The sequence below is a fragment of the Leptospira wolbachii serovar Codice str. CDC genome (assembly GCF_000332515.2).
GTDB lineage: Bacteria > Spirochaetota > Leptospiria > Leptospirales > Leptospiraceae > Leptospira_A > Leptospira_A wolbachii.
Map to the genome: position 1 here is coordinate 2,248,099 of NZ_AOGZ02000014.1, position 26,393 is coordinate 2,274,491.

At 39.8% G+C, this 26,393-nt stretch carries 22 protein-coding genes; 8 read left to right on the forward strand and 14 right to left on the reverse strand.

The window, feature by feature from the left end; genetic code table 11:
• Positions 1-7: 7 nt before the first annotated feature.
• A complete protein-coding gene (locus LEP1GSC195_RS16100) occupies positions 8-1,378 on the reverse strand; it encodes an MBOAT family O-acyltransferase (protein ID WP_015681159.1) in 1,371 nt (456 codons plus the stop codon).
• Between the two features lie 91 nt (positions 1,379-1,469).
• On the opposite strand from LEP1GSC195_RS16100, the gene LEP1GSC195_RS16105 reads away from it, so the two are divergent.
• Positions 1,470-3,434, forward strand: a complete 1,965-nt coding sequence (locus LEP1GSC195_RS16105) for an acetoacetate--CoA ligase (RefSeq protein WP_015680703.1) — start codon at positions 1,470-1,472, stop codon at positions 3,432-3,434.
• Positions 3,431-4,186 carry a hypothetical protein gene (locus LEP1GSC195_RS16110; protein ID WP_015682353.1) on the forward strand — a complete coding sequence of 252 codons (756 nt, stop codon included), beginning with the start codon at positions 3,431-3,433 and terminating at the stop codon, positions 4,184-4,186. The genes LEP1GSC195_RS16105 and LEP1GSC195_RS16110 overlap by 4 nt, the downstream gene beginning before the upstream one ends.
• A 16-nt stretch (positions 4,187-4,202) precedes the next feature.
• On the opposite strand, the gene LEP1GSC195_RS16115 is transcribed toward LEP1GSC195_RS16110, so the two are convergent.
• The 3 genes from LEP1GSC195_RS16115 to LEP1GSC195_RS16125 all read right to left on the reverse strand — a co-directional run bounded on the left by LEP1GSC195_RS16115 (position 4,203) and on the right by LEP1GSC195_RS16125 (position 11,718).
• The gene (locus tag LEP1GSC195_RS16115; protein WP_015682398.1) at positions 4,203-4,619 is read right to left on the reverse strand and encodes a c-type cytochrome; all 417 of its coding nucleotides are present in this window, start codon (positions 4,617-4,619) and stop codon (positions 4,203-4,205) included.
• 35 nt (positions 4,620-4,654) lie between these two features.
• Positions 4,655-10,534 (reverse strand): LamG-like jellyroll fold domain-containing protein, encoded by a 5,880-nt coding sequence (locus tag LEP1GSC195_RS16120; protein ID WP_015681887.1) that lies wholly within the window; start codon positions 10,532-10,534, stop codon positions 4,655-4,657.
• Positions 10,535-10,743: 209 nt separating this feature from the next.
• Positions 10,744-11,718 carry a cysteine synthase A gene (locus tag LEP1GSC195_RS16125; protein WP_015680820.1) on the reverse strand — a complete coding sequence of 325 codons (975 nt, stop codon included), beginning with the start codon at positions 11,716-11,718 and terminating at the stop codon, positions 10,744-10,746.
• 47 nt (positions 11,719-11,765) lie between these two features.
• On the opposite strand from LEP1GSC195_RS16125, the gene LEP1GSC195_RS16130 reads away from it, so the two are divergent.
• Genes LEP1GSC195_RS16130 through LEP1GSC195_RS16145 form a run of 4 tightly spaced genes read left to right on the forward strand, consistent with a single transcriptional unit; the run spans position 11,766 to position 15,611 of the window.
• Positions 11,766-13,085, forward strand: a complete 1,320-nt coding sequence (locus LEP1GSC195_RS16130; protein WP_015681420.1) for an MFS transporter — start codon at positions 11,766-11,768, stop codon at positions 13,083-13,085.
• Between the two features lie 43 nt (positions 13,086-13,128).
• Entirely contained in the window at positions 13,129-13,671 is a 543-nt protein-coding gene (locus LEP1GSC195_RS16135) for an SRPBCC family protein (RefSeq protein WP_015681915.1), read from the forward strand.
• Between the two features lie 15 nt (positions 13,672-13,686).
• Positions 13,687-14,754, forward strand: coding sequence for a family 43 glycosylhydrolase (locus LEP1GSC195_RS16140; protein WP_015682493.1), 1,068 nt, complete (start codon positions 13,687-13,689; stop codon positions 14,752-14,754).
• Entirely contained in the window at positions 14,751-15,611 is an 861-nt protein-coding gene (locus tag LEP1GSC195_RS16145) for a pirin family protein (protein WP_015682314.1), read from the forward strand. Before LEP1GSC195_RS16140 ends, LEP1GSC195_RS16145 begins: the two co-directional genes overlap by 4 nt.
• Before the next feature lie 16 nt (positions 15,612-15,627).
• Here the strand turns inward: LEP1GSC195_RS16145 and LEP1GSC195_RS16150 are convergent, their stop codons facing one another.
• From LEP1GSC195_RS16150 to LEP1GSC195_RS16165, 4 genes are read right to left on the reverse strand one after another with little or no spacing between them, the layout of a single operon-like run.
• Entirely contained in the window at positions 15,628-15,930 is a 303-nt protein-coding gene (locus LEP1GSC195_RS16150; protein ID WP_040506862.1) for a hypothetical protein, read from the reverse strand.
• Positions 15,931-15,984: 54 nt separating this feature from the next.
• Positions 15,985-17,001, reverse strand: a complete 1,017-nt coding sequence (locus LEP1GSC195_RS16155) for a type I phosphomannose isomerase catalytic subunit (RefSeq protein WP_015680994.1) — start codon at positions 16,999-17,001, stop codon at positions 15,985-15,987.
• An 11-nt stretch (positions 17,002-17,012) separates the two neighbouring features.
• Positions 17,013-17,723, reverse strand: a complete 711-nt coding sequence (locus tag LEP1GSC195_RS16160) for a J domain-containing protein (protein WP_015682023.1) — start codon at positions 17,721-17,723, stop codon at positions 17,013-17,015.
• 16 nt (positions 17,724-17,739) lie between these two features.
• Positions 17,740-18,459, reverse strand: a complete 720-nt coding sequence (locus LEP1GSC195_RS16165) for an LIC_12936 family protein (protein WP_015682041.1) — start codon at positions 18,457-18,459, stop codon at positions 17,740-17,742.
• Between the two features lie 118 nt (positions 18,460-18,577).
• Here LEP1GSC195_RS16165 and LEP1GSC195_RS16170 point away from each other — a divergent pair, with 118 nt between their 5' ends.
• A complete protein-coding gene (locus tag LEP1GSC195_RS16170) occupies positions 18,578-18,922 on the forward strand; it encodes an STAS domain-containing protein (protein WP_015682560.1) in 345 nt (114 codons plus the stop codon).
• Here LEP1GSC195_RS16170 and LEP1GSC195_RS16175 read toward each other — a convergent pair whose 3' ends face one another.
• Positions 18,923-19,492, reverse strand: coding sequence for an LIC10729 family protein (locus LEP1GSC195_RS16175; protein ID WP_232227820.1), 570 nt, complete (start codon positions 19,490-19,492; stop codon positions 18,923-18,925). It abuts the gene before it with no gap.
• Positions 19,493-19,528: 36 nt separating this feature from the next.
• Here LEP1GSC195_RS16175 and LEP1GSC195_RS16180 point away from each other — a divergent pair, with 36 nt between their 5' ends.
• On the forward strand, positions 19,529-20,461 hold the full coding sequence (locus LEP1GSC195_RS16180) for a bifunctional riboflavin kinase/FAD synthetase (protein WP_015681730.1): 933 nt from the start codon (positions 19,529-19,531) through the stop codon (positions 20,459-20,461).
• On the opposite strand, the gene LEP1GSC195_RS16185 is transcribed toward LEP1GSC195_RS16180, so the two are convergent.
• Genes LEP1GSC195_RS16185 through mreC form a run of 5 tightly spaced genes read right to left on the reverse strand, consistent with a single transcriptional unit; the run spans position 20,447 to position 26,358 of the window.
• Positions 20,447-21,214: a hypothetical protein gene (locus LEP1GSC195_RS16185; RefSeq protein ID WP_015682647.1), complete on the reverse strand. Its 768-nt coding sequence runs from the start codon at positions 21,212-21,214 to the stop codon at positions 20,447-20,449. The two genes, LEP1GSC195_RS16180 and LEP1GSC195_RS16185, sit on opposite strands and share 15 nt — an antisense overlap.
• A gap of 8 nt (positions 21,215-21,222) precedes the next feature.
• A complete protein-coding gene (gene rodA / locus LEP1GSC195_RS16190; protein ID WP_015681513.1) occupies positions 21,223-22,737 on the reverse strand; it encodes a rod shape-determining protein RodA in 1,515 nt (504 codons plus the stop codon).
• Positions 22,737-24,674 (reverse strand): penicillin-binding protein 2, encoded by a 1,938-nt coding sequence (gene mrdA, locus LEP1GSC195_RS16195; RefSeq protein ID WP_002979253.1) that lies wholly within the window; start codon positions 24,672-24,674, stop codon positions 22,737-22,739. Before mrdA ends, rodA begins: the two co-directional genes overlap by 1 nt.
• Positions 24,671-25,186, reverse strand: a complete 516-nt coding sequence (gene mreD, locus LEP1GSC195_RS16200; RefSeq protein ID WP_015682373.1) for a rod shape-determining protein MreD — start codon at positions 25,184-25,186, stop codon at positions 24,671-24,673. The genes mrdA and mreD overlap by 4 nt, the downstream gene beginning before the upstream one ends.
• Positions 25,183-26,358 (reverse strand): rod shape-determining protein MreC, encoded by a 1,176-nt coding sequence (mreC, locus tag LEP1GSC195_RS16205; RefSeq protein ID WP_040506866.1) that lies wholly within the window; start codon positions 26,356-26,358, stop codon positions 25,183-25,185. Before mreC ends, mreD begins: the two co-directional genes overlap by 4 nt.
• Between the last annotated feature and the right edge of the window lie 35 nt (positions 26,359-26,393).

Consider the following 26,393-nt stretch of genomic DNA (forward strand, 5'->3'; position numbering starts at 1 on the left):
GGTTCTCTCAGAATTGGAAATAGATAAACGTTTCCACAGGGTTCTCAATTTTCACTAATGCAAAGAAAACCAATACAGTAAATATGGGAACTAACCAATGTGTATACGGTTGGAGTTTTTCTTTAAAATAGTTTTTATATTCAACAAATTGGAAGAGGTAACAAGCAAAGATCAGTAACCAAAAGTCAGGTTTATAAATAAAATTTTTAGCAGTCGAAGTAGAAGCAGACCAAAACTTATAAATTCCTTGTAAAGAATCTAATCGAAAAAAAGGACTAACCAAATTGAACCCAATGAACACATAAATAAATCCAATGATCTTCTGTTTGGTGTTCATATCTTTCCGATTCAATTTACCAAAAGTAAACCGTTCTATTGCTAGGAAAATTCCATGCAAAAATCCCCAGATAAAAAATGTGTAGGTGTTCCCATGCCATAAACCAGCGAGCGCCATTACCGTTATCGTATTGAACATAAACCTAGATTCAGATACTCGGTTTCCACCTAACGGAATGTATAGATAGTCTCTGATCCAGGTTGACAATGTGATATGCCATCTTGACCAAAACTCGGAAAAACTAACGGACAAAAATGGGGAACGAAAGTTTTCAGGGATTTCATATCCGAGTAAAAATGCCGAACCTCGGGCAAGATCCGTATATCCAGAAAAATCACCGTAGACTTGTAAGGAAAAAGCCATGGTAGAAATGAAGATACTCAGTCCATCATATCCAGCGGGATCTGCAAAAACAGGATTGATCGATTTTGCAATTTGATCGGCAATCAAAACCTTTTTGATGATACCAGAAAGTATATGCAAAATTCCACGATGGACAAAATCCCAATTGAGTTTGGCATGATCGATTTGTTCATAAAAATCGTCATGACGCATAATAGGGCCCGCAATGAGTTGTGGGAAAAATAAAATAAAAAGTAGGAAGTTTAAAAATGGTGATTCGCTAAACTTTCCATGCCAAGCATCAACAAGGTAAGCAATCATCTGAAAAGTATAGAAACTAATGGCCAATGGAAGCGCAAACTCACTCAAAGATTGGATGAATGGAATGGAGATTTCTCCTTCCTTACTTAAAAATTGCAGATAAGTGAGTATGTACTTAAAAAAACAAAGATTTAATAAGTTAATGACCACACCTAAAATTAAAAAGATTTTCTTTCTGGTTTTGAGGATTCCTAAAACAAAAAAATGTGTGATGAGAATAAAGAGTAAAAAATGAGTTAGAAAAGAAAGACTCCAATACCCGTAAAATACTAAGGAAAAGAAAATGAGGATGTATTTTCTGAACCTTCCGGGAGCCATCCAATAGATAGTATAACAACCTACAAAAAAAAGAAAATAGTCAATGGAATTGAACAGCATTTTCCCTAGAATTTCTGCGATATTTTTTTCTACCAGTCATTTTACACAATCATACTTGCCTCAAAAATCAAATCCAGGAAGATCAGTCTTCATGGCGACTCAAAATATACTTTGGACACCTCATTCAAAAAATACGAACCTTTCCCGTTTCCAAGGCCATTTGGAAACAAAGTTTGCAAAATCATTTTCTGATTATGTTTCTTTACATAAGTTTTCAATAGATGAATACGAATTGTTTTGGAAAGAATGGTTGTCTTATTCAGGTTTTAAGTTACACAAAGAACCGGAAAAAACGATAGAACAAAGTAATCATTTTTCAAAGTCGATTTGGTTTCCAGGTGCTTTGTATAATTTTGCTGAGAATTTATTAGAAGTAGGGAATCCTAATGAGTTGGCTTTGGTTTTTTATTCGGAAGATGGCCAAATACAAAAGTTAACTTATGCGGAACTCAAACACGAAGTTCTAAAATTACAAAAACATTTTATTTCCCTTGGAGTCAAAAAAGGGGATCGTGTAGTAGGTCTTGTACCAAATGCACCTATTTCCACTATCGGCATGTTGGCAACGACATCGTTAGGTGCTATATGGTCTAGCGCCTCACCTGACTTTGGTGTTCGAGGAATTCTTGATCGATTTGAACAAATAAATCCCAAAGTACTAATTTCGGTGGAATCTTACTTGTTTAAAGGTAAAAGAATTTCCATTGAAGATAAATTGGAGGAAGTATCCATTCAATTAGCCAATGCCAATCATTCTGAATTTAAACAGACTTTGGTATATGATTTTGTTGAGCCAATCAAAGACTTTGGTAAGATCCAATTTCCATTCCGATACAGTGAGATTGGTTCAAGGAATGTTTCTGAAGCGTTGGTTTATACATCCGTTTCATTTTCAGATCCAGTGTATATCATGTTTTCGTCCGGTACTACTGGCCTTCCGAAATGCATCGTTCAGGGAGGAGGTGTTTTGTTAAATCACACCAAGGAACTGTCGTTACATTGTAATCTATCCAAACAAGATCGATTTTTTTATTATACAACTTGCGGTTGGATGATGTGGAATTGGTCCCAATCTGTGTTGGCCTTGGGAGCCACGCTTTATCAATTTGATGGGAATCCATTCCATCCGTCTTGGGAAACTTTATGGTCCATGGCCGAAAAGGAATCCATCCAAGTTTTCGGAACCAGCGCCAAATACTTATCTGTTTTGGAAGAAGAAAAAATATCGGTTCAATCTAAGTATACGTTGTCTGCACTCAAGGTGATTCTTTCCACGGGTTCTCCTTTACCTAACTCTGGATTTCGTTATGTTTATGAAAATATAAAAAAAGATATACAACTTTCCTCCATCTCTGGTGGAACCGACTTAAATGGATGTTTTGCTTTGGGTAATCCCAACTTACCTGTGTTTGAAGGCCAAATTCAGTGTAAGGGTTTAGGGATGGATGTACAAGTGTTTGACGATATGGGAAAATCTGTGGAAAACCAAAAAGGGGAATTGGTATGTCCTACACCTTTTCCTTCGATGCCACTTTCTTTTTGGAATGATGATTCTGGTGCAAAATACAAATCAGCATACTTTGAAACTTATGATAATATTTGGTGCCATGGCGATTTCGCCTCGATCACACTTGAGAATGGTTTGGTGATCTATGGTCGCTCCGATGCCACTTTAAATCCAGGTGGTGTAAGAATTGGTACTGCTGATATCTATTCAGTAGTTTCTACCATTCCAGAAGTAAAAGACAGTGTTATCATAGGACAAGAGTATAAAGATGATGTCCGTGTGATTCTTTTTGTTGTACCAGCGGATGGTGTTATTTTGGATGAAAGTTTGATCAAAAAAATAAAGGAACGTATAAAAGTAGAAACTTCCCCTAGACATGTTCCTGCCTTAGTAATTTCTGTTCCCGAAATTCCTTATACGGTGAATGGCAAAAAAGTAGAAATTGCCGTAAAACAAACTGTAGCTGGTCTAGAAGTGAAAAATAAAAATGCTCTCGCTAATCCGCATTCTCTAGATTATTTTAAAAATCGAAAGGAACTTGGAGTATGAAATTTTTTCAAATTTTCATTGGGTTTCTATTTTTTTGTTTTTTGACATCTGTAAATTTGAAAGCCGATGTAATTCATTGGCGTTCTTGTTTTCAGGCAAATTGTATCTCGTTTGATCTTCCAGCGAAGTGGTATCTTACGGAACGTAGGTCCAATGGATTAACAACAAAGTTTGATCATTTCAAAACATCACCACTCAAAGAAGAGTCTGGTAGAGAAATTATTCCAGCTCTTGTTATCCTTTTTAAAGAATCAGAAAACAAACTTCCGTTACATCCAATTCTTTTCCATGCAGAATCCAAAAGATTTAGTTTAATCACCAATATTCGTAAATCCTTCGCCTTACAAAAAAATGCGAATTCTGATAACGGGTATAAGTTTTTAGGAATGTCTGGAAGTTTTAAAGATAAAGAAGATACCATCGTGCAACATTATATCACTGCGACTGAAGACAGATTGGGGTTTACGATTTTAATTACTTGTTACGAATCGGTCTATCCTCAAATCGAAAAGGATATTAATTTGTTTTTGGATAGTTTATTCTGGGGAACAAGGTCTATTCCTTGGAAGTTCCAAGGTCCAGAAGATCAAGTTGCTAAAGCAAAGGAATTGGAAGCCAGTGCCCTAAATCGATTGAAAACTAAAAAATCGGAAGAGATTGCTTTGGCATTAGAAGAGATGAGTGACTCTTGTGAGTTAGGTTCTGTAACCGCCTGTGAAATGTTTACTACGTTGATGAATTTAGGAAGATAAATTAACGGAAGTAAGGTTATCTTTGCATTTTCTGAACGTAATCGGCAATAGCATCAATTTCCCCTTTTCGCATGTGTGAATAAGCTTTCATATACGTTCCTGGAATCCCGTTTTTGATTGTTTTTGCAATGGCTTCTTTGGTTGATCCGTAGATATACGTGGACTTATCTTGAAAATTAGGGATCCGCGAGTTCGCTAACAATGCCGTTCTTGTGCCACGTCCATTACCTACTGGGCCATGACAAGATACGCATCCGTTTTGTACATACATAGCTTCTGGAAAAGGAACGGTCACTGCTGGTGGGGGGGGAGGTTCTTTTTTGGGAGATTCATTTTCCGAAGAACAATCTATCAAGATTGGGAAAAGAATGACCAAAAGAAACAAATTGAAAATTTGAGAAAAATTTTTAAGGAATGATTGTATCCAAATCATAGGCTGATTACTAAAATATAGGATCATTCCGTTAATTAATCACACACGATTCCTGTTCCAACCAAACTAATGTTATACTTTTGAGACAAATAACAAAAAACAATAGTCCTGCCGGGACCTGATAGACTGGTTTTGTAATAAAGAACTTCTGCGATATGACCGGAGAAGAAACTAGAGGTAGTTTCATTCGTTCCTAAATAAAGATTGTATGGAGTAAATACCTTAGTTATGTCTGTGGAGGTTCCACCGCTACCACCATTTGAATAAAAACCTAAGGAAGTTCCTGAATTGTATTCTGCGGCAACCAAATAAGGGATTAGTGTCCCTCCAAATATCCCGGTACTACTTCCAATGAGGCCTTCTGATGGTTTTGCCATTCGAATGATATTGGAATCTAAATAGTAGGAAACTCCATCGGTGGCTGATTCAAATAAAGTTCCATTGGTAAGTGTTGTACGGCTAAAAGCTAAGAAGAAGGTTGAGTTATTGAAAGGAATGTCTAAAGCAGAACCTCGGAAAAGATATTCAGAGTTTGACGCATTAAAAGATACAGATGGTTTTCCAATGAACCCAGCGTTATTGTATGTCGGAGCCATCGGTCCATTAAAAAAAGAGGCGGCATTACCACTTCTATCATGCCAAGTAGTCACCGCTGTTCCATTTCCTTGGTTTGATAAACTATCGGCACTTAGGTGGAGGCGTAAGCTACTCATTGCAAGTGTTGGAGACCAAGTAACTACCTGTCTTGGATCAAAACCTGCGAGGGATTGAATCTCGTTGGGACCAAGAGCTCGGTTATAAACCAAAACATCATCAATCAATCCGGAAAAACTAGTTAATAGATCGGTTCGTGTCCCGATAGTAAATGCAACAGGATTAGTATCCCAAGTATTTTTGGTTTCTGTCTTTAGTTTAACGCCATTATGGTATAAATTTGCAGCATAACCACCGTCAGGTCCTTCGTAGACACCGCAGAGTTGATGCCAAACATTTTCATGGTTGAAGTAAGATTCTTCCACATCATTTCCGAATCCTGCAAAGTAATACTTACCTCCACCAGAACCTGCTCCAAGTGCCACCAAACGGTCGGTAGCCGTCTGTCCAAAACTTACCATCGTACCGGGATTGGTGAGGTTCGATTTAAAATGAACACAAACGGTTCTTGGCTGTTGGCTTTTTGGTAATTGGGTATCAGTTGTCGAAACATTGATATAATTAGTACCGTTTGTACTAATGGCTCCCGCTGCATGACCAAATCTGTCAGTGAAAAGACCTACACCCATATTGGTAACTTGGTTTCCAAACCCACTTACATCCTGAAGGTCTTTGTTAAAATCAAAACGAGCCACAAGACCCACTGGAATTTGAGCAGAAAGTCTTCTCACTTCTTTATCAGTTAAAGCTTTTGAATACACACGGAGGTCGTCTATTTTACCGGCAAAAGTTTGGGTAGAAAAAGTCATGATTCTACCTATATAAACTCCCGTACTAGGAGTAGTGTTGATGGAGGATCCGATATTGGATGGACCAACGATATCAATACCATTGACATAAATATAACCATAAGTTCCATCGAAAGTTCCGCAAATGTGGGACCATCGGTTGAGTGGGATGGAATAGGTTGTATAAACCTCGCCACCACCTAACCCCCCGAACCGAATTAGATTGTCACCAAGCCCGCTTTTAAAAATAGAAAGTATAAATTCGGTTCCGCCGCCTGGGGTTCCATAAGAAAAAATGGCAGAGTGTTCATTGGGATTGATTGGATAAGTGTCTGGGTTCACCCAAACACAAACACTTCTTGGATGTTGGCCTAAAGGTAATCCTAATTCTGAACCAGTCAAAAAACCAGAGTTACCCAAAGTAAATCGCATACTCGAATTAGAACTTCTGTCCCGGCCTGGAGCGTATCCTGTCATACCGCCATTGATAGCAAGCGGGGTCCCAACTGGACCCAAAGGGTCTGTATTTCCTTTAAATTGGTAATTCATCAGAAGTTCGATTGGGCGAGAGGAATAGGAATTACCAACAAGAGCAGAATCTGCTGTCCGCGCTAAGTCATTGATTTCTGCATCATTTAGATTTTTTCCGTAGTACCTAACATCGGCAATGCGGCCAGGAAAGAAAAAAGAACCACCTGAACCGACTCCGACAGTAAGATTTCCTGTGACAGAATTGGTGGATCGTTGTTTTTCATAGATTAGATTTCCATTCATATACACACGATAAACATTATTGGTATCAACAGTCATCGCGACATGGGTCCATACGTTCGGAATGACTGTTGTGTATGTGGAGTCACTAGGATAACCTCCCCGTGCCACAACCAATTGTTTATTGGAGTCGATAAAAAGACCATGTCCGGAAGAGGCAATGTCACCATTAAAAACAATGACCTTACCAATTCCTGCATTGGTTCCATCCCAATTGAACCAAGCGGATAAAGTAATGTTGTTTATGGATCCCGATGGTGATGGTGCCGTTCCTGCATTTCCAATGGAGGTTGCCACTGCCCCTGCAGCTTCTCCAAATCGACCGAGTCCAAATCCTGGACTTCCCACAGCAGTGATTGTTTGGTTATTCAAATAATTTTGAACGGATCCATTGAGAGGATAGTATGCTAAAAGTCCAGAAGCATTGAGTGACCGAAGAGCATGTGCCGTTCCAAATACTAAAACATTTCCAATATTTGCAATGTACAACGGAGTATCAAGATATGCATTCACACCTTCTCCATCCGCAAGGCCTGTGCCACCAGATCCTGCGATTGTGAGTACTTCGCCCGTTACCATATGGACACGTCTTATGCGGTGATTTCCATAATCTGCTACATATAAAAAAATTCCATCATGAGTAAGTCCATGGGGCATTAAAAAACTGGCGCCAGTACCGGCACCATCGACAAAACCACCTGAAGAACTTCCTGCGAGAATGGTTGTGGCCCCAGTCACTTTATGAGTTTTAGTGATATTATAAGTACCCATATTTGTTGCATAAATATAATCGCCGAAAATAGTAATTCCTTCCGGTTGGTTGATATCACCGCCACTGGTAAGGGTAGTGACTTCGCGGTTTCTGAGTTTGATCACTCGAATCGCAGAATTATTACGGTCGGCGATATACAATTTATCATCGTCAAAAACAATTCCCGCAGGTGAGGCAAACCGTGCAAGTGTGGGATCAGCAGAATCAACATTTGCATTGGCTGGTGAGATTGTTGTATCATCACCTGCAAAAGTTTCCGCATAACCTGAGCTAATGAGAACTCTTTTGATTCGATTTCCACTATAATCTGTGACATAGAGATAGGTTCCGTCGGTTGTTATGGCTCTTGGATTATTGAAGGCACTGACAGATCCCGATCCTGAAGTATTCCCTGCGATCCCATTTCCCACAAGCGAAGTCACAGCACTGGTTGTTGGATTAAAAACTCGAATTTTATGATTTCCTGAATCAACAATAAACCCTCTGGTTCCATCAAAAGTGATCCCACAAATACTTGTGAATGTGGCTGAAGTTCCTGTTGCATCGGTCGACCCATTTGAGGCTTGCCCCGCAGCGGTACTTACCTGGCCTCGGTAATACTGTATTTGTAATGGTGCTGGTTTTTTGGCTGTGATCGTATTTCCATACCGATACCCAGCTACACAGTTCACTGCCACATTGGTAATGTTAGCTCCTTGGACAGTACCCATATAATTGGATTGGATCGCACAAACATGGCCGGGAGGTTCTGCTGTGATAGTGATATCATAATTGGTTCCACTGGCAATCGGCGTTGTAAAGGAGATAGGAGTGGTTGTAGCACCACCGGGAACATTGATGGTATCAATTCCATTGGTAACGGTCAGCCCAGAAGGTAAGGGAACAGTACTTGTGATATTTCCACTCATTGCATATTGATTGACCGTACAAGCAATGGCTACGTTTATAATGGCTGTAGAAGCGATCGTCCCTGTCCCATCGGTAACAGCACAAGTCTGCCAAGGGTTTTGGGGATTGGAGAGAACTGTGACAGAATAATTGGAACCAGTAGGGATGGCTGTGTTGAAGGTAAAAGTTCCGTTCCCCGCAATGGTTAAATCATCCCCTAAATTGTTTTGCAAAACAAAAGTATTTATGCCAAAGGGAATGGTTAAGGTACTAATCGTTCCACTAACAGTATAAACATTGGGTTGGTAGTTTAAAGTCAGAATGTCACTACTTGTATAATCTAATTTACACATTCTGACTTTTACGTTTTGAGAAGAGCCTGGAGTGGGGAATACATAATTACCTAATGTTCCCGAAGAACAAGTGTTCGCTGTCGCACCACAAACGGGATCAGTAGGTGTCCCCGCAGCTCCTTCCTGACAAACCCAAGTGGTTCCCGTTGTCGTAGTTGAAAAACTAACAGATTGTCCGGAATTCAAAAGAGAAGCTGTCGCCAAACTAGGAGTTGGCGTGGCCACCTTCAAAGTGTAAGTAGAGTTTTGAACGGTGGAGTCAAGCCAACCCGTTTTACAATGAATGGCTTTGATGACAGCTTGGTTTGTATTGGTGATGGGAACTGTATTCGTTGTCATTGTCCCTGTGGAGCAAGTTGGGTCCACTTGCCCGCCATTTCCCAATGTATAACGATACTCGGACCCAGGGATCAGAGTGGTGAGAGTTACAGTTCCATCATCATTAAAAACAGTTCCACTCACTGGAGAAAATGTAGGGATAGGCAGACTACAATTGACTATGGCGGTTCCCTGATCCGAAGTGGTTCCTGAGTGAGTGGCTCCTGCTGTCATCGTACAAACTTGGTTAGGTGCTGATGCAGAAACAACTATCTCGTAATCAGAACCACCGGGAATTGAGGATGGAAAGGAAAAATTTGTCACACCTGCATTTACAGTGATGGATTGAGTCACAAAGGGAGTTCCACCTGTATTGACTAAGTCCAAAGTGACAGTGCCACTGAGGATACTGGTTGTGGTTCCCCCAGGACTCGAAACCGTGCCACTGATAAGAAATGCATTGCTACAATTAACAGGAATGGCATAAACACCATTGGCAACGGTGATTGTACTGGATGCTAAAGAACAAACACCTGTTGTGATGATACCACCAGGGTTATCAATGGTTATGGAAAAGTTCCCTCCACTCAAATAGGTTCCTGGAAAGGCAAACGTTCCATCGGTAGTTACATTAATCGTATTCGATCCATCTAACGTAAGTTTGAGTTCATTGCCAACAGTGAGTGTTCCCAAAATTCCTGTCACTTGTGCATTTACCGCAAATGAGTTTGTGATACAGTTAATCGTTGCTGGTAAATGAGCAGCAGTCATTGTACCTGAGGTCATTGCCGGTGTTGTGATCGAACAAGTTTGGCTTGGGCTTGTGGGTTGGCTTATGATGCTAAAATTATACGTTTCTCCAGAAGGAATGGGTGGAAGTGAAAAACTTGAGGAATTGACATTGATTACATCAGTTCCAGCACCAGTTACATTTTGTACTTGGAGTCCATTGCCAAGAAGACCGGTGGCTGTTCCATAAATAAGATACAGTGCATCTCCGCAAACAATTTGAATCCCTTCAATATTGCCACTGAGTACGGTTCCTGATCCAGAAGACACAATGCATTTTTGGATGGGTGAAGTGGGTTGTGTTTTGACTGTTACATTATAAGGGGAGCCAGATTGTATTTTTCTTGAGAAGGTATAAGTTTGGTTAGCCGAAACATTCACAACATCTCCGTTGTTTTCAATTTGGAGGCCGGATCCCATAAGTCCCGAGACACGAAAGGATACAGAATATGAGACAGTATTGGTCTGTAAAAATCGAAAGGTGGAATAGGTTTCCAAAATAGAACGGTCAATCCCTGGAAATTTACAGGTAAAGAACAGCAGTAAAATAAGATAGAGGCAAATTCTTTGGAAGTAACTCATTTTTTTACTGAATAGGCAAAGCTTGAGAAATCTTGTCTTTGCGACCCTTTCTAGTATCGAAAAGTAAAATACAAGAATCTACAAAGTCGAGAAAATTTCTTTCTTAACCCTCAGTAATGTAACTTATATTTTAGTAAATTTAATTACAACTGGTACTTCCTGAGAAAGAGTTGCAAAAAAGATTCCAAAAAAACAAACATTTGTTTGGTTTAAATCAGTCCTTTGGATGCTAAAAATTCAGGATTAAAAATTTTAGATTGGTATTTTGCTCCACTGTCACATAACACCGTCACTATGGTATGACCTGGGCCTAAATCTTTGGCAATTTGGTAAGCAGCAGCCAAATTGATTCCTACACTTCCACCCATAAACAAACCATCATGTTTCAAAACCAAATTCAAAATACGAAGTGCCTCTTTGTCATGGATACGTATAGCATCATCGGCAGGCATTCCCTCCATGTTTTTGGTAATTCGCCCTTGTCCTATCCCTTCCGTAATGGAAGAACCTTCGATGGTAATTTTTCCTGTTTTGACAAAGGAATAAATTCCTGATCCATAAGGATCCGCAACAATGCATTTGATATTGGGATTTTTTGATTTAAAAAAAAGTCCTGTTCCTGCATAAGTTCCGCCGGTTCCGAGAGACGCAGTCCAAACGTCAATTTTCCCTTGGGTTTGGTCCCAAATTTCGGGTCCCGTAGTTTCAAAGTGTGCATTTCGATTGGCTAAGTTATCAAACTGATTGGCCCAAACAGAGTTCGGCGTTTCTAAAGCAATTCGTTCTGAGACACGTACATAGTTTCCTGGATCTGCATAAGGAACCGCTGGGACAAGTGTTACATCAGCACCTAACGTGCGTAGCATATCAATTTTTTCTTTGGATTGTGTCTCAGGGATGACGATGACGGATTTGTAACCTTTTGCATTACAAATATGAGTGAGCCCAATTCCTGTATTGCCTGCGGTTCCTTCAACAACGGTTCCCCCTTTTTTGAGAAGTCCTTTCCTTTCTGCATCTTCAATGATGTATAAGGCAGCCCGATCCTTAACGGATCCGCCAGGATTTAAGAATTCCGCTTTTCCTAAAATTTCACATCCCGTTTCTTCGCTTAAGGAATGGATGCGTATGAGAGGGGTATTTCCTACAGTATCAATAAATCCGTTTCGTATATCTGTTTTCATGAGAATCGACTTGACTCCTTTCCTTTAGACTTACATCTTCCAAGTCTATGTTACAAACCATTCGCCTATGGTTCGCTCCTGCTCCGTCCATACCGCAAAAACCAGAATCAGAAATCCAATCCCTCTATCCGAAATTTCGCTTTCGAGTGTTGGAATCAACTTTTCTTGGTTATACGACCTATTACTTAACTCGAAATAACTTCTCACCTGTTTCTAAAGAAATTGGTGAAGCGTTATCCTATTCGAAAACAGATATAGGTGACATCCTCGCAGTCACAGCCATCACTTATGGGATTGGAAAATTTTTAATGGGAGCACTCTCCGATCGTTCCAATCCAAGAAAGTTTATGGCAGTGGGTTTGTTTCTTACAGCCATTTTGAATTTTTCTTTTGGATTTGCGAATCATTATTGGATTCATCTATTTTTATGGGGAGCCAATGGTCTTGTGCAAGGAATGGGTTGGCCACCATGCGGACGTTCCTTGGGACACTGGTATTCGGTGAGAGAACGCGGAACTACGTTTGCATTTTGGAATATTGCACATAATATTGGAGGCGGCATCGTAGGAGTCATCGCTTCTCATTCTGCATCCCAGTTTGGATGGCAGTATGCCTTCTTTGTCCCAGGGATCATAGCTCTTATTGGATCTGTGTATTTATACATCCGACTCGTGGACACACCTCAGTCAGAAGGCCTTCCTCCTATCGAAGTCTATAGAAACGATTACCCACCGGAAGAAAAGGAAGATCACGAAGCTGAACTTACCACCAAACAATTGATTGTTGAGCAAGTCCTTATGAATAAATACATCTGGTTGTTTGCCATTATCAATTTTTTTGTTTATATCATCCGTTATAGTTTGATTGATTGGGGCCCCACTTACTTAAAAGAAACCAAAGGAGCCGACCTTTTGGGTGGGGGATACTCTACTTTTATTTTGGAATTTGGTGGGATTGGCTCTACCATTCTTATGGGATGGGTCTCGGATAAGTTTGACGGACGTCGGGGAATGGTAAGTTTACTTTGTATTATACCCATTTTCTTTGCATTTTTAGGAATCTTATTCAATCCACCTGGGTCTCTTTGGATTGACTATGTGCTCTTTGGACTGATTGGGCTTTTTATTTATCCACCGGTAATGCTGTTAGGTGTTGCTGGTATGGACTTTACTTCCAAAAAAGCAGTGGGAACAGCCGCCGGGTTTATCGGGCTCTTTGGATCTCTAGGTCGAACGGCTCAAGGTAAGGGACTTGCTATCCTTGCTACAAATTACTCTTGGGATGTAGCCTTGTCCGCTATTCTTGTTTCTACTTTGATTGCCATCACCCTCCTTATTTTCAGTTGGAATTTACGGCCTCGTGGGTAAATAAATTGACTAAATCAAAAAATATCAGTAGGATACTTTACTTATGACACTCGGCAGAAAAATTTCCATAGGAATCATTGGCGTTATCGCTATCCCGCTCATCGTGGCTCTCTTTCTACCTACTCAATACCAGGTAGAACGTTCCATTGACATTGGCAAACCAGCTTCGGATGTATTTGCGTACATTCGAATGTTAAAGAATCAGGAACAGTACAGTGTTTGGGCTAAAAAAGATCCCAACATGAAGAAAATTTACACAGGCCAGGATGGTACTGTTGGATTTGTTTCTCGTTGGGAAAGTTTAGACAAAGAAGTTGGAACTGGCGAACAAGAAATCAAAATGATCAATGCGGATGCTTTAGAAATGGAAACAGAACTTCGATTTTTTGAACCATTTGAAGGCACTGAACGTAGTTATATGAAAGTATCCTCTTTGGACCAAAAAAAATCCAAAGTCATCTGGGGATTTGATGGTTCCATGCCTTATCCCTCGAATTTAATGTTAGTTTTTATGAATTTTGAAGAAATGATCGGAAAAGACTTTGAAGAGGGACTATCCAACCTAAAAGTAGTTTTAGAAAAATAAGGAAATTCATTTCGATTGAACAAACAAAACATCTATTGGCAATTATACCAAGACGATCCCATTCTAAAACCCGGATTCCCATCACCTGTTTTGGCGGATCCGAGTTTTTTGTTTCCTGAAAATTGTACGGATGGCCTTTGGCATCTCTTCGCTCACAACATATTCGGTGTACAAGAATTTCTCTCAGAAGATGGTGTTCATTGGAAAAAAAGGAAAACCGTTGTATGGAATGCCATGCGTCCTTTTATCTTCCACGAAGAGGGGACGTACTATCTCTATTACGAGAAATATAAATTCCTGCATGTTCTTATGTCTTGGTTTCCGTATAGAAAGTGGAAATCGCGGATTGAAGTCCGAACTAGTAAAGATTTAAAAACTTGGTCCTCTCCTAAAACTGTCATTGAACCAAAATTCCCGTTCCATAAAGATTTGAGGTTTGGTGAATCAGTCAGTAATCCATGTTTGGTGAAGTTTGGAAATAAGTACAGAATGTACTTTTCTTCTTCGTTAGTGTATATTCCTGACTGTGGGTTTTGTGAACCCAAATACATCACCGTTGCGGAATCAACTTCTCCTCTCGGTCCATTTTCCTATTTCTCTGATCCCATCCTTTCCCCAAATGAAATGGATCCATTTTGTAATTTGGGTGCCGGCTCCATCAAAGTCATCGAATGGAAAGGGCGTTACCTTGGATTTCAAAATGGAATCTTTTGGAATCCTGTAAGGAAGGAATCTTGTTCGGCGATTTTATTCTTACAAAGTGAAGATGGACTTAATTTTGAAAGGATCAACCAAACTCCTATCCTTGGCCCCACGGGAAAAGGGTGGAAGGCAAGCCATGTCTATGCTTGTGATGTGAAATATTCTGAAGCAGAAAAAATCTTTATCCTCTACTTCAATGCCAGAGACAAAGCTCATTGGACCCAAGGAAAAGAAGCCATTGGACTTTTTGTGGGAAAGGTAGAGGAATCAAAAGGGACTGTGGGCAAAACGGCAAACAAACCGGCCAAAAAACAAAGACCAAATCCGAAAAAGAAAATATCCAAACCAAAACCAAAAGTGAAGAAGTCTAAACGCAAATGACAAGATCGCTCGTCGGACACTCCAAAGATTTAGGAGACAGTTTTATCATCCGTCGCGTTCTTCCTGCGATGGAAAAACGTTCTGTGGGTCCCTTTGTTTTTTTCGATCATTTTGGTCCAGTGCCAGTGGTCACGGGAGAAGAACTTGTGGTTCGTGCTCATCCACACATAGGTCTAGCCACCATTACTTTTTTGTATGATGGTGTGATTACCCACAGAGATAGTTTGAAAGTGGAAATGGATATCAGGCCACACGAAACCAATTGGATGGTGGCAGGTTCCGGTATCGTACACAGTGAACGTTCTAAATTTGATCCTAAATATGAGGTTCTTGAAGGGATTCAAACTTGGATCGCTCTACCAAAAGAAAAAGAAGAAATAACTCCTAGTTTTGAACACTTCTCTGAATTGGAAATTCCTGTTCTAAAAAAAGATGGATTGGTTTTTCGATTGTTAGGTGGGAGTTTCTTAGGATTACATTCTCCCGCAACAGTACATTCTCCGTTATTTTATGCTGACATTGAAATGAAACCTGGGGCAGATACCGTGAATTGGATTCTATCAGACAAAGAAGAAGCTGGCCTTTATGTTTCCCGTGGTTCCATTGAATCGAATGGAGAATCCTACGCAGCGGGATCAATGGTTTTATTTGAAAAAGGCACAGCTGTTACGTTTAAAGCAAAACAAAACAGTCGTTTGATGCTACTCGGTGGTGAGCCACTGATTGAAAAAAGACATCTCTATTGGAATTTTGTTTCTACGAGCCAGGATCTCATTGAAAGGGCAAAGGAAAGATGGGCAAAAGATGAATTCCCAAAAGTTCCAGGAGAAACAGATCGGATTCCTTTACCCACCTAAAAGGAAGATTCGAAATTTATTTCAAATTTTCAGCAGCTTTTTTGTATTCTTCTGCTTCTGCTCGAAATTCTTTTGCAAGATTTAGGCAATGTTCTTTAAACTTAGCTTCGGTGATTGCCTTTCCAGCTTTGTTTCCAGCCATTTTCTCGTGTCTTTTGGCACTAGCTTCCTTCTCTTTTGCAATGGAGTTTAGGTAAGAACGTGCAGCTTGTTTACTTTCTGGTGAAACTGCCTCTTTTATCATCAAGTTTTCCAAGTCAGACAAAGCAAATACCGATGTAGATGCTAACACGAGTAATAGGGTGATTATTTTTTTCATAGAAACCTCTCTGGTAACAATTATACTGATTCTATTAGAATGTCAATAGGGCAGTTATTGATATTTTACTGAATCGGAACCAGCTGACATAAAAGCAAGTTTGGTCCCAACAGAGGCAAAGGCAGATATGGTTTCCGAAAAACCGGTTGCGGTGATCATAAATGTTTCGTTCGAGCCAACAGACTGATTCATTTCAGGAAAATAAACAGATCCAGAAACTGTATAAAATATACCAAAGGTCACAGGATCACCTAGCGGTGAGAAGGTGAAATTTTGCGCTTGGTTGAATTCCCAAGATTCCAATCGAAATTTATCATTCGAAGTAAAAAGGTATCTGGGGAATGGATGGTAGGTGATGAGTTGTTTGTTTTTCTTTTCTGAACCATCGGATTTTTGAAAATTAAGAACTGCCAGGGCTTTTTCTAAATGGAGTTCTCTTGGATTTCCATCATCCCCCAATCGACCATAATCATACACTCTGTAGGTGGAATCAGAAGATTGTTGAACTTCTAATAATAAAACTCCTCCACCTATGGCGTGGATTGTACCGGGGTTCAATAAAAATACATCCCCAGACTTTACTTTCCATTTCCGAAGAATGGTTTCTCCGAGATTTTGTTTTACGAGAGTTTCATATTCTCCCCGGTTTGTATTGTTATCAAATCCAACTACTAGGTCTGCATCGGGGTCTGCGTACAATACGTACCAACATTCTTTTTTACCATTGGATTTAGGATCGTATTTGAGTGCGTATTCATCATCGGGGTGGACTTGGACAGAAAGTTTTTCTTTGGCATCAATAACCTTGACTAGTAAAGGTAATCCTGATGGAACAAAAGGTTTACCTAACACTTCGTTTGGAGATTTTCGTATAAGTTCTGTCAAGGGAATGTTGCGAAACTCGGGATTGTTGATAGGGGAAATATCGGTTCCGTAAACAGAAACTTCCCAAGATTCTCCTATGGATCCTTCTGGAATTTTACGACCAAGAGCTGTTTCGAATTTTCGTCCTCCCCAGATTTTTTCCTTATATATGGGGGTTAAAAATAAAACTTTGGGAATCTTTTCCATCGATTTCCTTTTTAGACAGCACTCTTCACTCGTAAAGGGATATTTTTATGAACTAAGAGTTTCACTCGTAGGTATTTTTTCTTAAAATGAGTAAAGGAATCGGGTCTGAATTTGGAAAGATCAATTTCAAAAACCTTTCCATGGATGAGTGCAGATCTAGGGAATTCTACTTTCAGGTTTCTGTAACCTTTGTAGCTTCCGCGGCCGCTACAAGCAGGGCAGTGGGGATCCCCACCCATACAATCTCCACAAACAATTCTTACAGTAAGGGGAATGACTGCAATCACCGGTCGCATAATCTCTGATTCTTTTATATCAATGATCAAATCATAATCAATTCCTGTAACTTTTCGCCTGTCTTTATTCCGGAATCCTTTTCTCATTAACCCGCGTTTGGCGAGCTCTAAAATTCCAGTAGTGAACCGAACCCGAGATACAGGTAGGACCACGGGGTGTTCTTCTAGTTTACGTTTTAAAAATTCACGAGCATAATTTTTTTTGAATTCTTCATCGTAAGCCTTTCGACCTTCCCCTGTTAGAGTTTGGTAGGCGAAGTAAATGATTTGGAATTTGGAATAAGAGCCTGTGACTGGAATGTCTGGATGGAATTGTTTTACGAGATGACGGAAAGAGGATTTAATCTCTTCCGTCGTGGCTCCAAAGGGAATCTCTAGGACTTCGTAAAGGTTGGTAGGCTGTGGTGGTGGTATGGAGTGACTCATTCCACCCTCGTAATCATTATGGTTCTTGGAAATCCCCGCTGACAGAAACTTCCATTACCGATTCAGAAACCATTCGAGTTTCTAAACTTCCTTTTGCTTGGATGTATCTGTCAATGGTTCTTGCTACTTCGCGTAGTCTGTCACGGTAAGCTGTTGCTAAACGCAATCGTTCCCAAGGGCTTTGGATTTTTTCTAACTCAAAACTTAACGTGTTATCATCTGCATTAGTAACTGTACGAACAGAGAGAGTTAGTCCCTTCACTCCACCAGAAGAATTGTTTTTTAATTCACGGTAAGTAGTCACGGGGTCTTTACCTTTTTCTGTGAGTGATTTTCTGGACCAAAAGGATAATTCATCTAAAGAGAATCCACCACCTTCGGCTCCACCGCCACCTTTCAATTTCATGACAAAACGGCTGTGTAGGACATAACGTGGTTCAAATGGCAGGTGGATTTCCCTTGCATTGGTCACTTGGCCATAACGACTATCTTTAATTTTCTTTTCGAAACTTAGGAACTTTACCTTCTCATTGATGACGGCATGGTAATCATCTACTTCTTTACCAATTCTTTCGATCTTCTGTTGTTGTTTCGCGTTATAAGGGATGATGGCGATGCTTCCATCCGGATTTAACTTTTTAGAATCTGCTTGGCTAACAGGTTCATTTTTTTCGTCAGCGGCAAAAAGGCCAACGGTGAGTAGAAAGGATAAAATTAGGACAAACGAGATGCGCATACGAACTCCCAGGTAGTAGACTCTATATCTATTTTCGACTTTTGAAATGAAATCATTAATTTGTTAAAAATAAGGTTGATAAAAAACGCAAAAACCCGACTCTAGCGGTAGGTCTCCCATGGAAATAAATCTAAAAAAAAATGCCGATGCCTATGTGATCAGCATTTCTGGAAGTTTGGACATTTACACTTCCCTGGATTTTAAAAACTTCCTGGAAACCAATGTTCCTACTCAACCCACTGACAATCTACATGTTATCATCAATTTAGAGAAACTCAACTATATTGATTCTTCTGGGATTGGAATGCTCATCAAACAACTGAATTATGTCCAAGAATTGAAGGGAAAGTTCTCCATTGCGAATATGAAACCAGCCATCGAGAAGGTTTTCAAAGTGGCAGGCCTTACTAGCTATTTCCAAACCATTGGCGAAGACGAATACCGCGAAAAATACGCAGTATAATCAATCTTTCGCATCCAACCGATTTTCTAAAACAAAAGCATCCCAAACTCCCCAAAAACGACCAAGTGAGTTATGGCTTGGCACTAGATCGACATAAATCTTCCCATCTGGATATTCGGAAGGCTCTAAGGGAATTTCGACTGGATTGGCAAAACTTTGGTTTTTGTCCGTATAAACAGAAAGTTTGGGCCTTCCATTCACGAGAATGTTCAGTTTCCTCGGTTTGAATTTGGAACCCTTAAGAGGGCGGTAACGAGTTAGGTCTAGGTAGAGATAGACTGTCGATTTGGAGACAATGGGTTTTTCCAAAAGGAACTGGAGCCCTGTTTCTGGAACCATTCTACAGATATAATCCTGAAGTCCGAGGTGCGCAGTGTCTGGTTCTAATTCATAGGATTGGTAGATGGCCCATGTTTTTAACTCCGGGAAGGTAGAAATATCTTCTGGGAGTAGACCTTCTTCTAATCCAAATTCTTGTTTCGGGATTTTAGAGTCTGATGCAGACACCGAAGCAAAGGATGATAAAAAGATTGCCGTAAGGAGAAGGATTCGTAGTTTCAATGGAAGCACCTAGTACAAGTATCGGATTACGAGACAAGTCCCCCTTTGAAAATTATTCGCTCTTTAGAATCGATCCAAAACGAGTTTCAAACTGGCTCTTCCTTGACACTCGGCAACTTTGATGGAATCCATGTAGGCCACCAGACCCTACTTTTGCGAACTGTGGAAAAAGCTAAGGAGTTAGGTCTCCCTTCCGTCGTTGTGACATACTACCCAAACCCTTCTGTGGTTCTTGGTAAAAAACCTAATTTCAAATACTTATCTTCTGAAAGAGAAAAAGAAGAACTCATCCGTGGGTTTGGAATCGACTACTTAGTTGTATTAGATTTTACATTAGAACTTTCTAAAATGTCAGCAGAAAACTTTTTAGAAAAAATTATGATCCAAACTTTGAATGCCAAACATATTGTGATTGGTTATAATCATTTTTTTGGAGCAGAGCGACGCGGTGATTTTAATCTTCTAAATACAAATAAACCTAAATATGGTTATGCGGTAGAGTTGAAAGAAGCGGTTTTAAAAAAAGAAAGTAAAATCTCTTCCTCTCTGATCCGTGGGTTTTTGGAAAAAGGAGAAATGGAAGAGGCCAAAATTCTTTTAGGTAGGAATTATCATATAACAGGTATTGTTTTTGAAGGAGCCAAAAGAGGTAGAACCATTGGATTTCCTACGGCAAACATCAAAGTTCCAGAGGATAAACTTTTGCCGGCTATTGGTGTTTACGCCTGTTTTGCGAAGTTTGGTGGCAAAGATCATAAGGGAATGGTGAACATCGGGCACAATCCCACTTTTGATGGTCTGGGACTTCATGTCGAAGTGAATGTTTTTGACTTTGATGGAGATTTATACGGTAAAGAAGTTGAATTGGAAATTGTTCACAAAATTCGTGATGAAAAAAAATTCAGCGGTTTGAATGAACTGAAAGAGCAACTAACAAAAGATAAAGAGGAGAGTGTTCGTATTTTAAATTTTAACTAAATGGTATAACTTTCCTTTCCGTTTGATTTTTCCTAATATTTGTCCATTTGTAGAATCTTTTTCTAATAATCCTTCCAACGATGTTTTTGATACAGCCCAATCTTCTTTCAGTTCATCAAAATAAAAACCATTGTCTTTTTTTGAAGAGTCTTTCATAAGAAGTACATTTTTTTCTTTTTTTTCACCTTCTTCCATCAAAACAAATCCAGGTCCTGGAAACAAAGGTACTAACTTGTCCTTGAGCCGTAATTGTTTTTTGAAGGCAGGAATATTTCTAAGAATGCGGTAACTTTTTTTAGGAATTAAGAAATGTACACCTTCTAACACATAACAAATAAAAACCAATTTTCCATTTAGCTTTTGCAATGAGGATGATGAGTTTTCCTTTTTTTCCGTGAGGCGATTGGCAATGCGAGTGATTCGATTTTTTAAAGCAGAATCTAAGAATTCTATTTTATCTTCTGATTTAATTTTTTCTAAGATATGAAATAGATTATCGAACTCTTTTTGTTTGTATTCATTTTTAATTTGGAACTTATGAATTTCTGTATTTAGGCGTTTGCTTCTTTGCAAAAAGTAGGGTGATTCGTTTGTTTCAGAAATACGAATCAATTGTTCCGAAAGTTGGACCATGTTTGTGATACAATTTTTCGAATCTCTTTCCAGTTCTTCCAGACGAATCAATTCATTTTCTAATTTGATTTTGGTCTGAAAGAACTCTTCTGCCCCCAATTCTTTTTTGGTCGGTTTCATGGCGATTTTTAGTTTGCAAACTTACGTTTTTTAATCGAAAGGATAATTCCAACGGCAGTCATTGCCATTACCAAATGGGATCCACCATAACTCATAAATGTAAGCGGAACACCTGTTACTGGGAGAAGCCCAATCACAATACCGACATTGATGGCAATATGAAAAAAAATCATCGCAACAATTCCTGCGGCAAGTAAGGACCCGAATCTATCTTTACTTTCGAAACTAATTTGTAGCCCTCGTAAAGGTATCGACATTAGAAAGAATAGTAGTAATACACTTCCAAAAAAACCTGTTTGTTCTGCCCAGGAAGCAAAGATAAAATCTGTTCCCGATTCGGGAACATGTGGGATTCTTCCTTCGGTCATCTCTCCATGAAAGAGTCCCTTTCCAAAAACCTTTCCTGAACCAACCGCTGGTTTGGAAGCTCTTAGTTGGTAACCCGCCCCTTGTTTGAATTGGTCAGGGTTTAGAAAAGCTGTGAGCCGTATAACTTGGTTTTCTCGGAAAGGAATGGATTTGTGAACAGCAATGGCAGAGAGAATGGAGAGCCCTAAAATTCCGATCGTAATGTAATAGTTTCTAAGATGTTTGGAACCACGCGCAATACGGATAAAAATCATCACCAAACTAATGAGAGCAAGTGTCCCACCGAGACCAAACATAAATGGCTCGTTGGATAGAATTTTAAAACCCAAACTTGCATATTCGTCTTTTACGATATCAGCAGCTTCCCGGATCATCTGTAGATTTTTCGGGTTTTCGATTCCTGGTAAGGTCAAACCAGATACTTTTTTCCCGTCTAAAATGAGCCAAATTTTACCTTGGAGTTGGTTTACAATCGATACCAGTTCTACTTTGTTATCTTTGCGAAGTAAATCAACAAGTGGTTGAATCAGCGTTAGTTGAGAATAAGCAAGATACATCGGTACCATGAGGGATATTCCACCAAAGGTAAGTAGAGATCCAATATGTAAAATATCTGCCCCACCTAAATACAACATAGTGAATAACATTGGTAAAAAGGATACTGCTGTTCCAAAATCTGGTTGTAAAATAATGAAAAGCATAGGCACCAAGCAGATGATAAACGGTACAACTAGTACCGTTATTTTGTGCATTTCTTTTTCTTTTAAAACCAAATACTGGCCAAGTAAAATCACTGTGGCCAATTTGGAGAACTCTGAGGCTTGGAGAGTGATGGGTCCCAGTTTTAACCAAGAACGAGCCCCACGTCCAGAAGGAAGGTATCCAATACCTGGAATGAGTGTGAGTACAAGTAATACAATGGAAAAGATGTAAATGAAAAGAGCATAGGAACCTATCAACTGATAGTTGATCCTAGACATAAACCACATGGCAGCAAGACCAACGAATACAAAGGTGAATTGTTTGTACCAACGACCCAGTCCGTCGGCGGTGTTGGCTTCTTGGGTGTATAAAGTAAGAACTCCAGCCATTGCCACGAGGACTACGGAGAAAATGAGAAAAAAATCGAGTTTTTCTGTATTGCGATCAGCCATTAAAATGCCTCTTGTTCTACTGGTGCTTCTTCTAACATGGTTTTGGCACGAGACCTATCCGTTCTTGGGAATGATCCTGGTGGGAAAGCAGCTTTAAATACTTCTCTGGCGGCAGGAGCAGCAGAAGCAGCACCACCCACTCCATATTCTACGAAGGCAGCAACTAATATCTGTTTTTCGGGAGGAGCGTTCACAGGCGCATATCCAATAAACCAAGCATGGTTTGAGGAGGAAGCTCCCCTACGTCTAGTTTGTGCCGTTCCCGTTTTACCAGCAATTTCTGGAAGTGTCGGTGAGTTGAGAACACCGGATGCTGTTCCTGAGTATCCCACTAAATACAAACCTTCTTTGAGTGCTTCCACTGTGGAACGTTTGAGAGGAATGTCCCTTAAAATTGTTGGTTCCGTTTTCTGGATGAGTGAGTTGTCGAGAGGACTTCTGATTTCTGAAACTACATAAGGTTTATAAATTTTTCCATTATTAACAACGGCCATATAAAACAGTGCCATCTCAATAGGAGTGGTTGAAATAAAACCTTGTCCAATGGAAAGGTTCACTGTGTCCCCATCAAACCATTTGTTGCCGTAAGTTCTTTTTTTCCAATCGGAACTGGGAATAAAACCTGTGGCTTCCCCAGGTAAATCGATTCCTGTTTTTTTATCTAAACCAAATAATCTACAATAGGCGAGAATTGGTTCGGCACCTAACTTATATCCTAATTGGTAAAAATATACGGAGTTGGATTTTTCCAAAGCTTGAGCCAGGTTGAGGTCTCCGTGATTTTTTTTGTCCCAGTTATAAAACACTTGGTCCGGCACACCTTTGAATGTTGACTTTAATGTAAAACTTGCGGGGCAAGAAAATGTTTGTTTGGGATCAAAATTAATTTTGTGTTCACTCTCCATTGCGGCAAGGCCCACGAGAGTTTTGAAAGTGGAAGCAGGTGGAAACCTGGATTGGATTGCTAAATTTAAGAAACCACCGTTGTTGGTAACACGCGTAAAGTGGTTGGATCGATCCAATTTGTTTTTTCCTGAGAGGATATTGGGATCATAAGAAGGATTGGATGCCATCGCCAAAACTTCACCTGTGGTTGCTTTGATGGCAAGGACAGTTCCCCTAACACCTTTTAGGGCGCGATAAGCAGCAATTTGCATATCACGGTCAATAGTTAAAACTAAGTTGTTTCCGGGAACCGAATGTTCGATGACACGTTCTTCTTCGATATTTCCTTCAGTGTTTCTTTTTTGGATACGAAACCCGTCTTGACCACGAAGAGTTGTGTCATAGAGAGATTCAATTCCACCCTTACCGATCAGTTGGTAGGTTTTGATTTCTTTTTCTTGTAAATCGCTCGTTGTTGGTTTTCCCACATAACCGGTCACATGCGAAAGTGCAGGCCCCATGTGATACACACGTGCTGGTGAAGAAACCAAATAGACATATTTATTGATATTATCAAGTACAAGAATTCGTTCTTGTTGTTCGCGAGAGATTCCTTCTAAAAGAACGAAAGGTTCTCTAGAACGAATTTTTTTAATCATTCGAGAATCTTGGAGTTCTTTTTCGTAATAAACGATGGGGATCGAGAGGGCTTCACAGAACTTGTAAATAAAATCCTTCACCTTTCTTGGATCATTCTTAAGCAAACTCGTATTTAGGATGACATCTAAAGATGCAGAGTTGGATACAAGAGGTTGGCTTGTTTCTGGAGTAAGGAAGTTACGATCGAATATATTGCCGCGATCAGCTGGGATGGACTCACTTCTGCGAACAAAACGTTCGGCCTTTAGAGAGTTCTCACTACCTTGTACAATTTGTAGATTAAACAATTGAAGGATATAGGCTGTTAATGTAAAAACAACCATACCTGTAAAAAAATATAATCGTTTACGAAAACTTGTTTCTAAGCGAAACTCAGATGCCGACTGGCTCATTGCCTCACCTCATCTGCATCTAAACGGAAGGCCCACGAGAATAGAAAAAACAAGGCAGGGCCAATGAATGCATTGTACAAAGATACATACAAAAAGGAATAACTATGATTGGAGTGAAAGAACATCAAAAATAAAAGATAGGTGATGAATCTTGAAACCAATGTAAATCCAAGGATATAGATAGTAATGGAAATGTAATTTTCTGTATAGGAAGATCGCATCACCTTTCCTACAATGTATCCTATGATGGCATAAGAAAAGGAATGGAGTCCTATCTTATAATAAACAATGTTGTCTCCGCCGATTTCGCCACCGAGTGCTGTATCGGTGAGTAGGCCTCCAAAAAATCCCAACCAAAGTCCATACAGTGGGCCTTTTCTAAGTGCAAAAAAGACAACAAAGATAACCATAAAGTCGGGTCTGACTGCATTTCCTAATTCAAATAGGTTAGATCCATTGAGGAAGTGAGAGAGTAACAGCCCTATGATGATAAAGAGTTTATCTAAAATCATTGTGATGTCTCCTTGGGAGTTTCTGGAACTGAAGGAGTAGAGGGAACTGTCGGCGAGGAATCAGGTGTATTTGTATTCACAGATGGTTTTGTATACTGAGGAGTTCCGAAAGTAGATGGGAAACCACCTTGTTTTTTATCCTTCTCTTTTTTGTTATAATCTTTTTCCTTTGGAAAATCAATTTCTCCAAAATAAGGGCCATCAATTTGAATCGTTTTTTCTGCAGGCCACTCTTCGCGCCACTTTTCAGGAAGTTTCTTTACAACAATTACATGTAAAAGTTTATCAAACTCAACAAACGGCCGTAATATGGCAGTTTTAAAAGATCCATTTCTTGGACCTTCTTCAATAATGGTTCCTACAGGAATTCCTGAAGGGAAAACTCCTGATCCACCGGAACTAAACACTGCTTTTCCAATTTTACTGAATCCTTCTGTAAACATTGTATTGGCTGATGTTTGTGGAAGATTGGGACCCATTGGAAAATTTCCTATGGCTTTTGGATCGATTACAATCCCGGCATCAATGTAATCTAACAGAACATCTGTTCCGCGGCCACTGTTTCCATTGAGTGAGGCCCAAAGGTTGGTTCCCGGAATGGACACTCCCATAGAAAAGTTAGAATTGATGATGGGTTGGATGACAGCAGATCCTTTGGAAACGGCGATGATCTTACCCACCAGGGCTTCCGTAAATTTTCCCTTTTCGTCCAAGGCCCGAGCGACCACTGGCATATAGGGTTTAATTCCCACTTCGGAACCTTTGTTGATGATGATGGTGCGGTAGATGGCGTTCAATCGAACACTCAAAACTTCAGCGCGAACCGAAGGATAATCGATATGGAGAGGGAAGTTCAACTCTTGTCTGAGGATAGCGTTCTCGGCTTTTAGTCTTTCGACATCTTTGGATAGTTGGCGGTATTCTTCCATAACATTCAAACAAGAGTCGCGCTCTTCTCGGACACGTTCGAAAGACTCCAGTTTGTTATAGCTACTTTTGATTAAGGATCCAAAGGAATCAAAGGACCCAGAAAAAAAGTCGCCTACACCCTGAAAGCTGGCAATCCCTCTCACCATGAAGTTGCCGTTCCAAATTAGGGAAGTAAAGGAAAACAGGAATACGAAGAGTAGGGAAAACAATTCGTCATTTTGATTGATGCGATTCCACTTCATGGACTTATGTCACATTAATTTTATTGGAAATAATA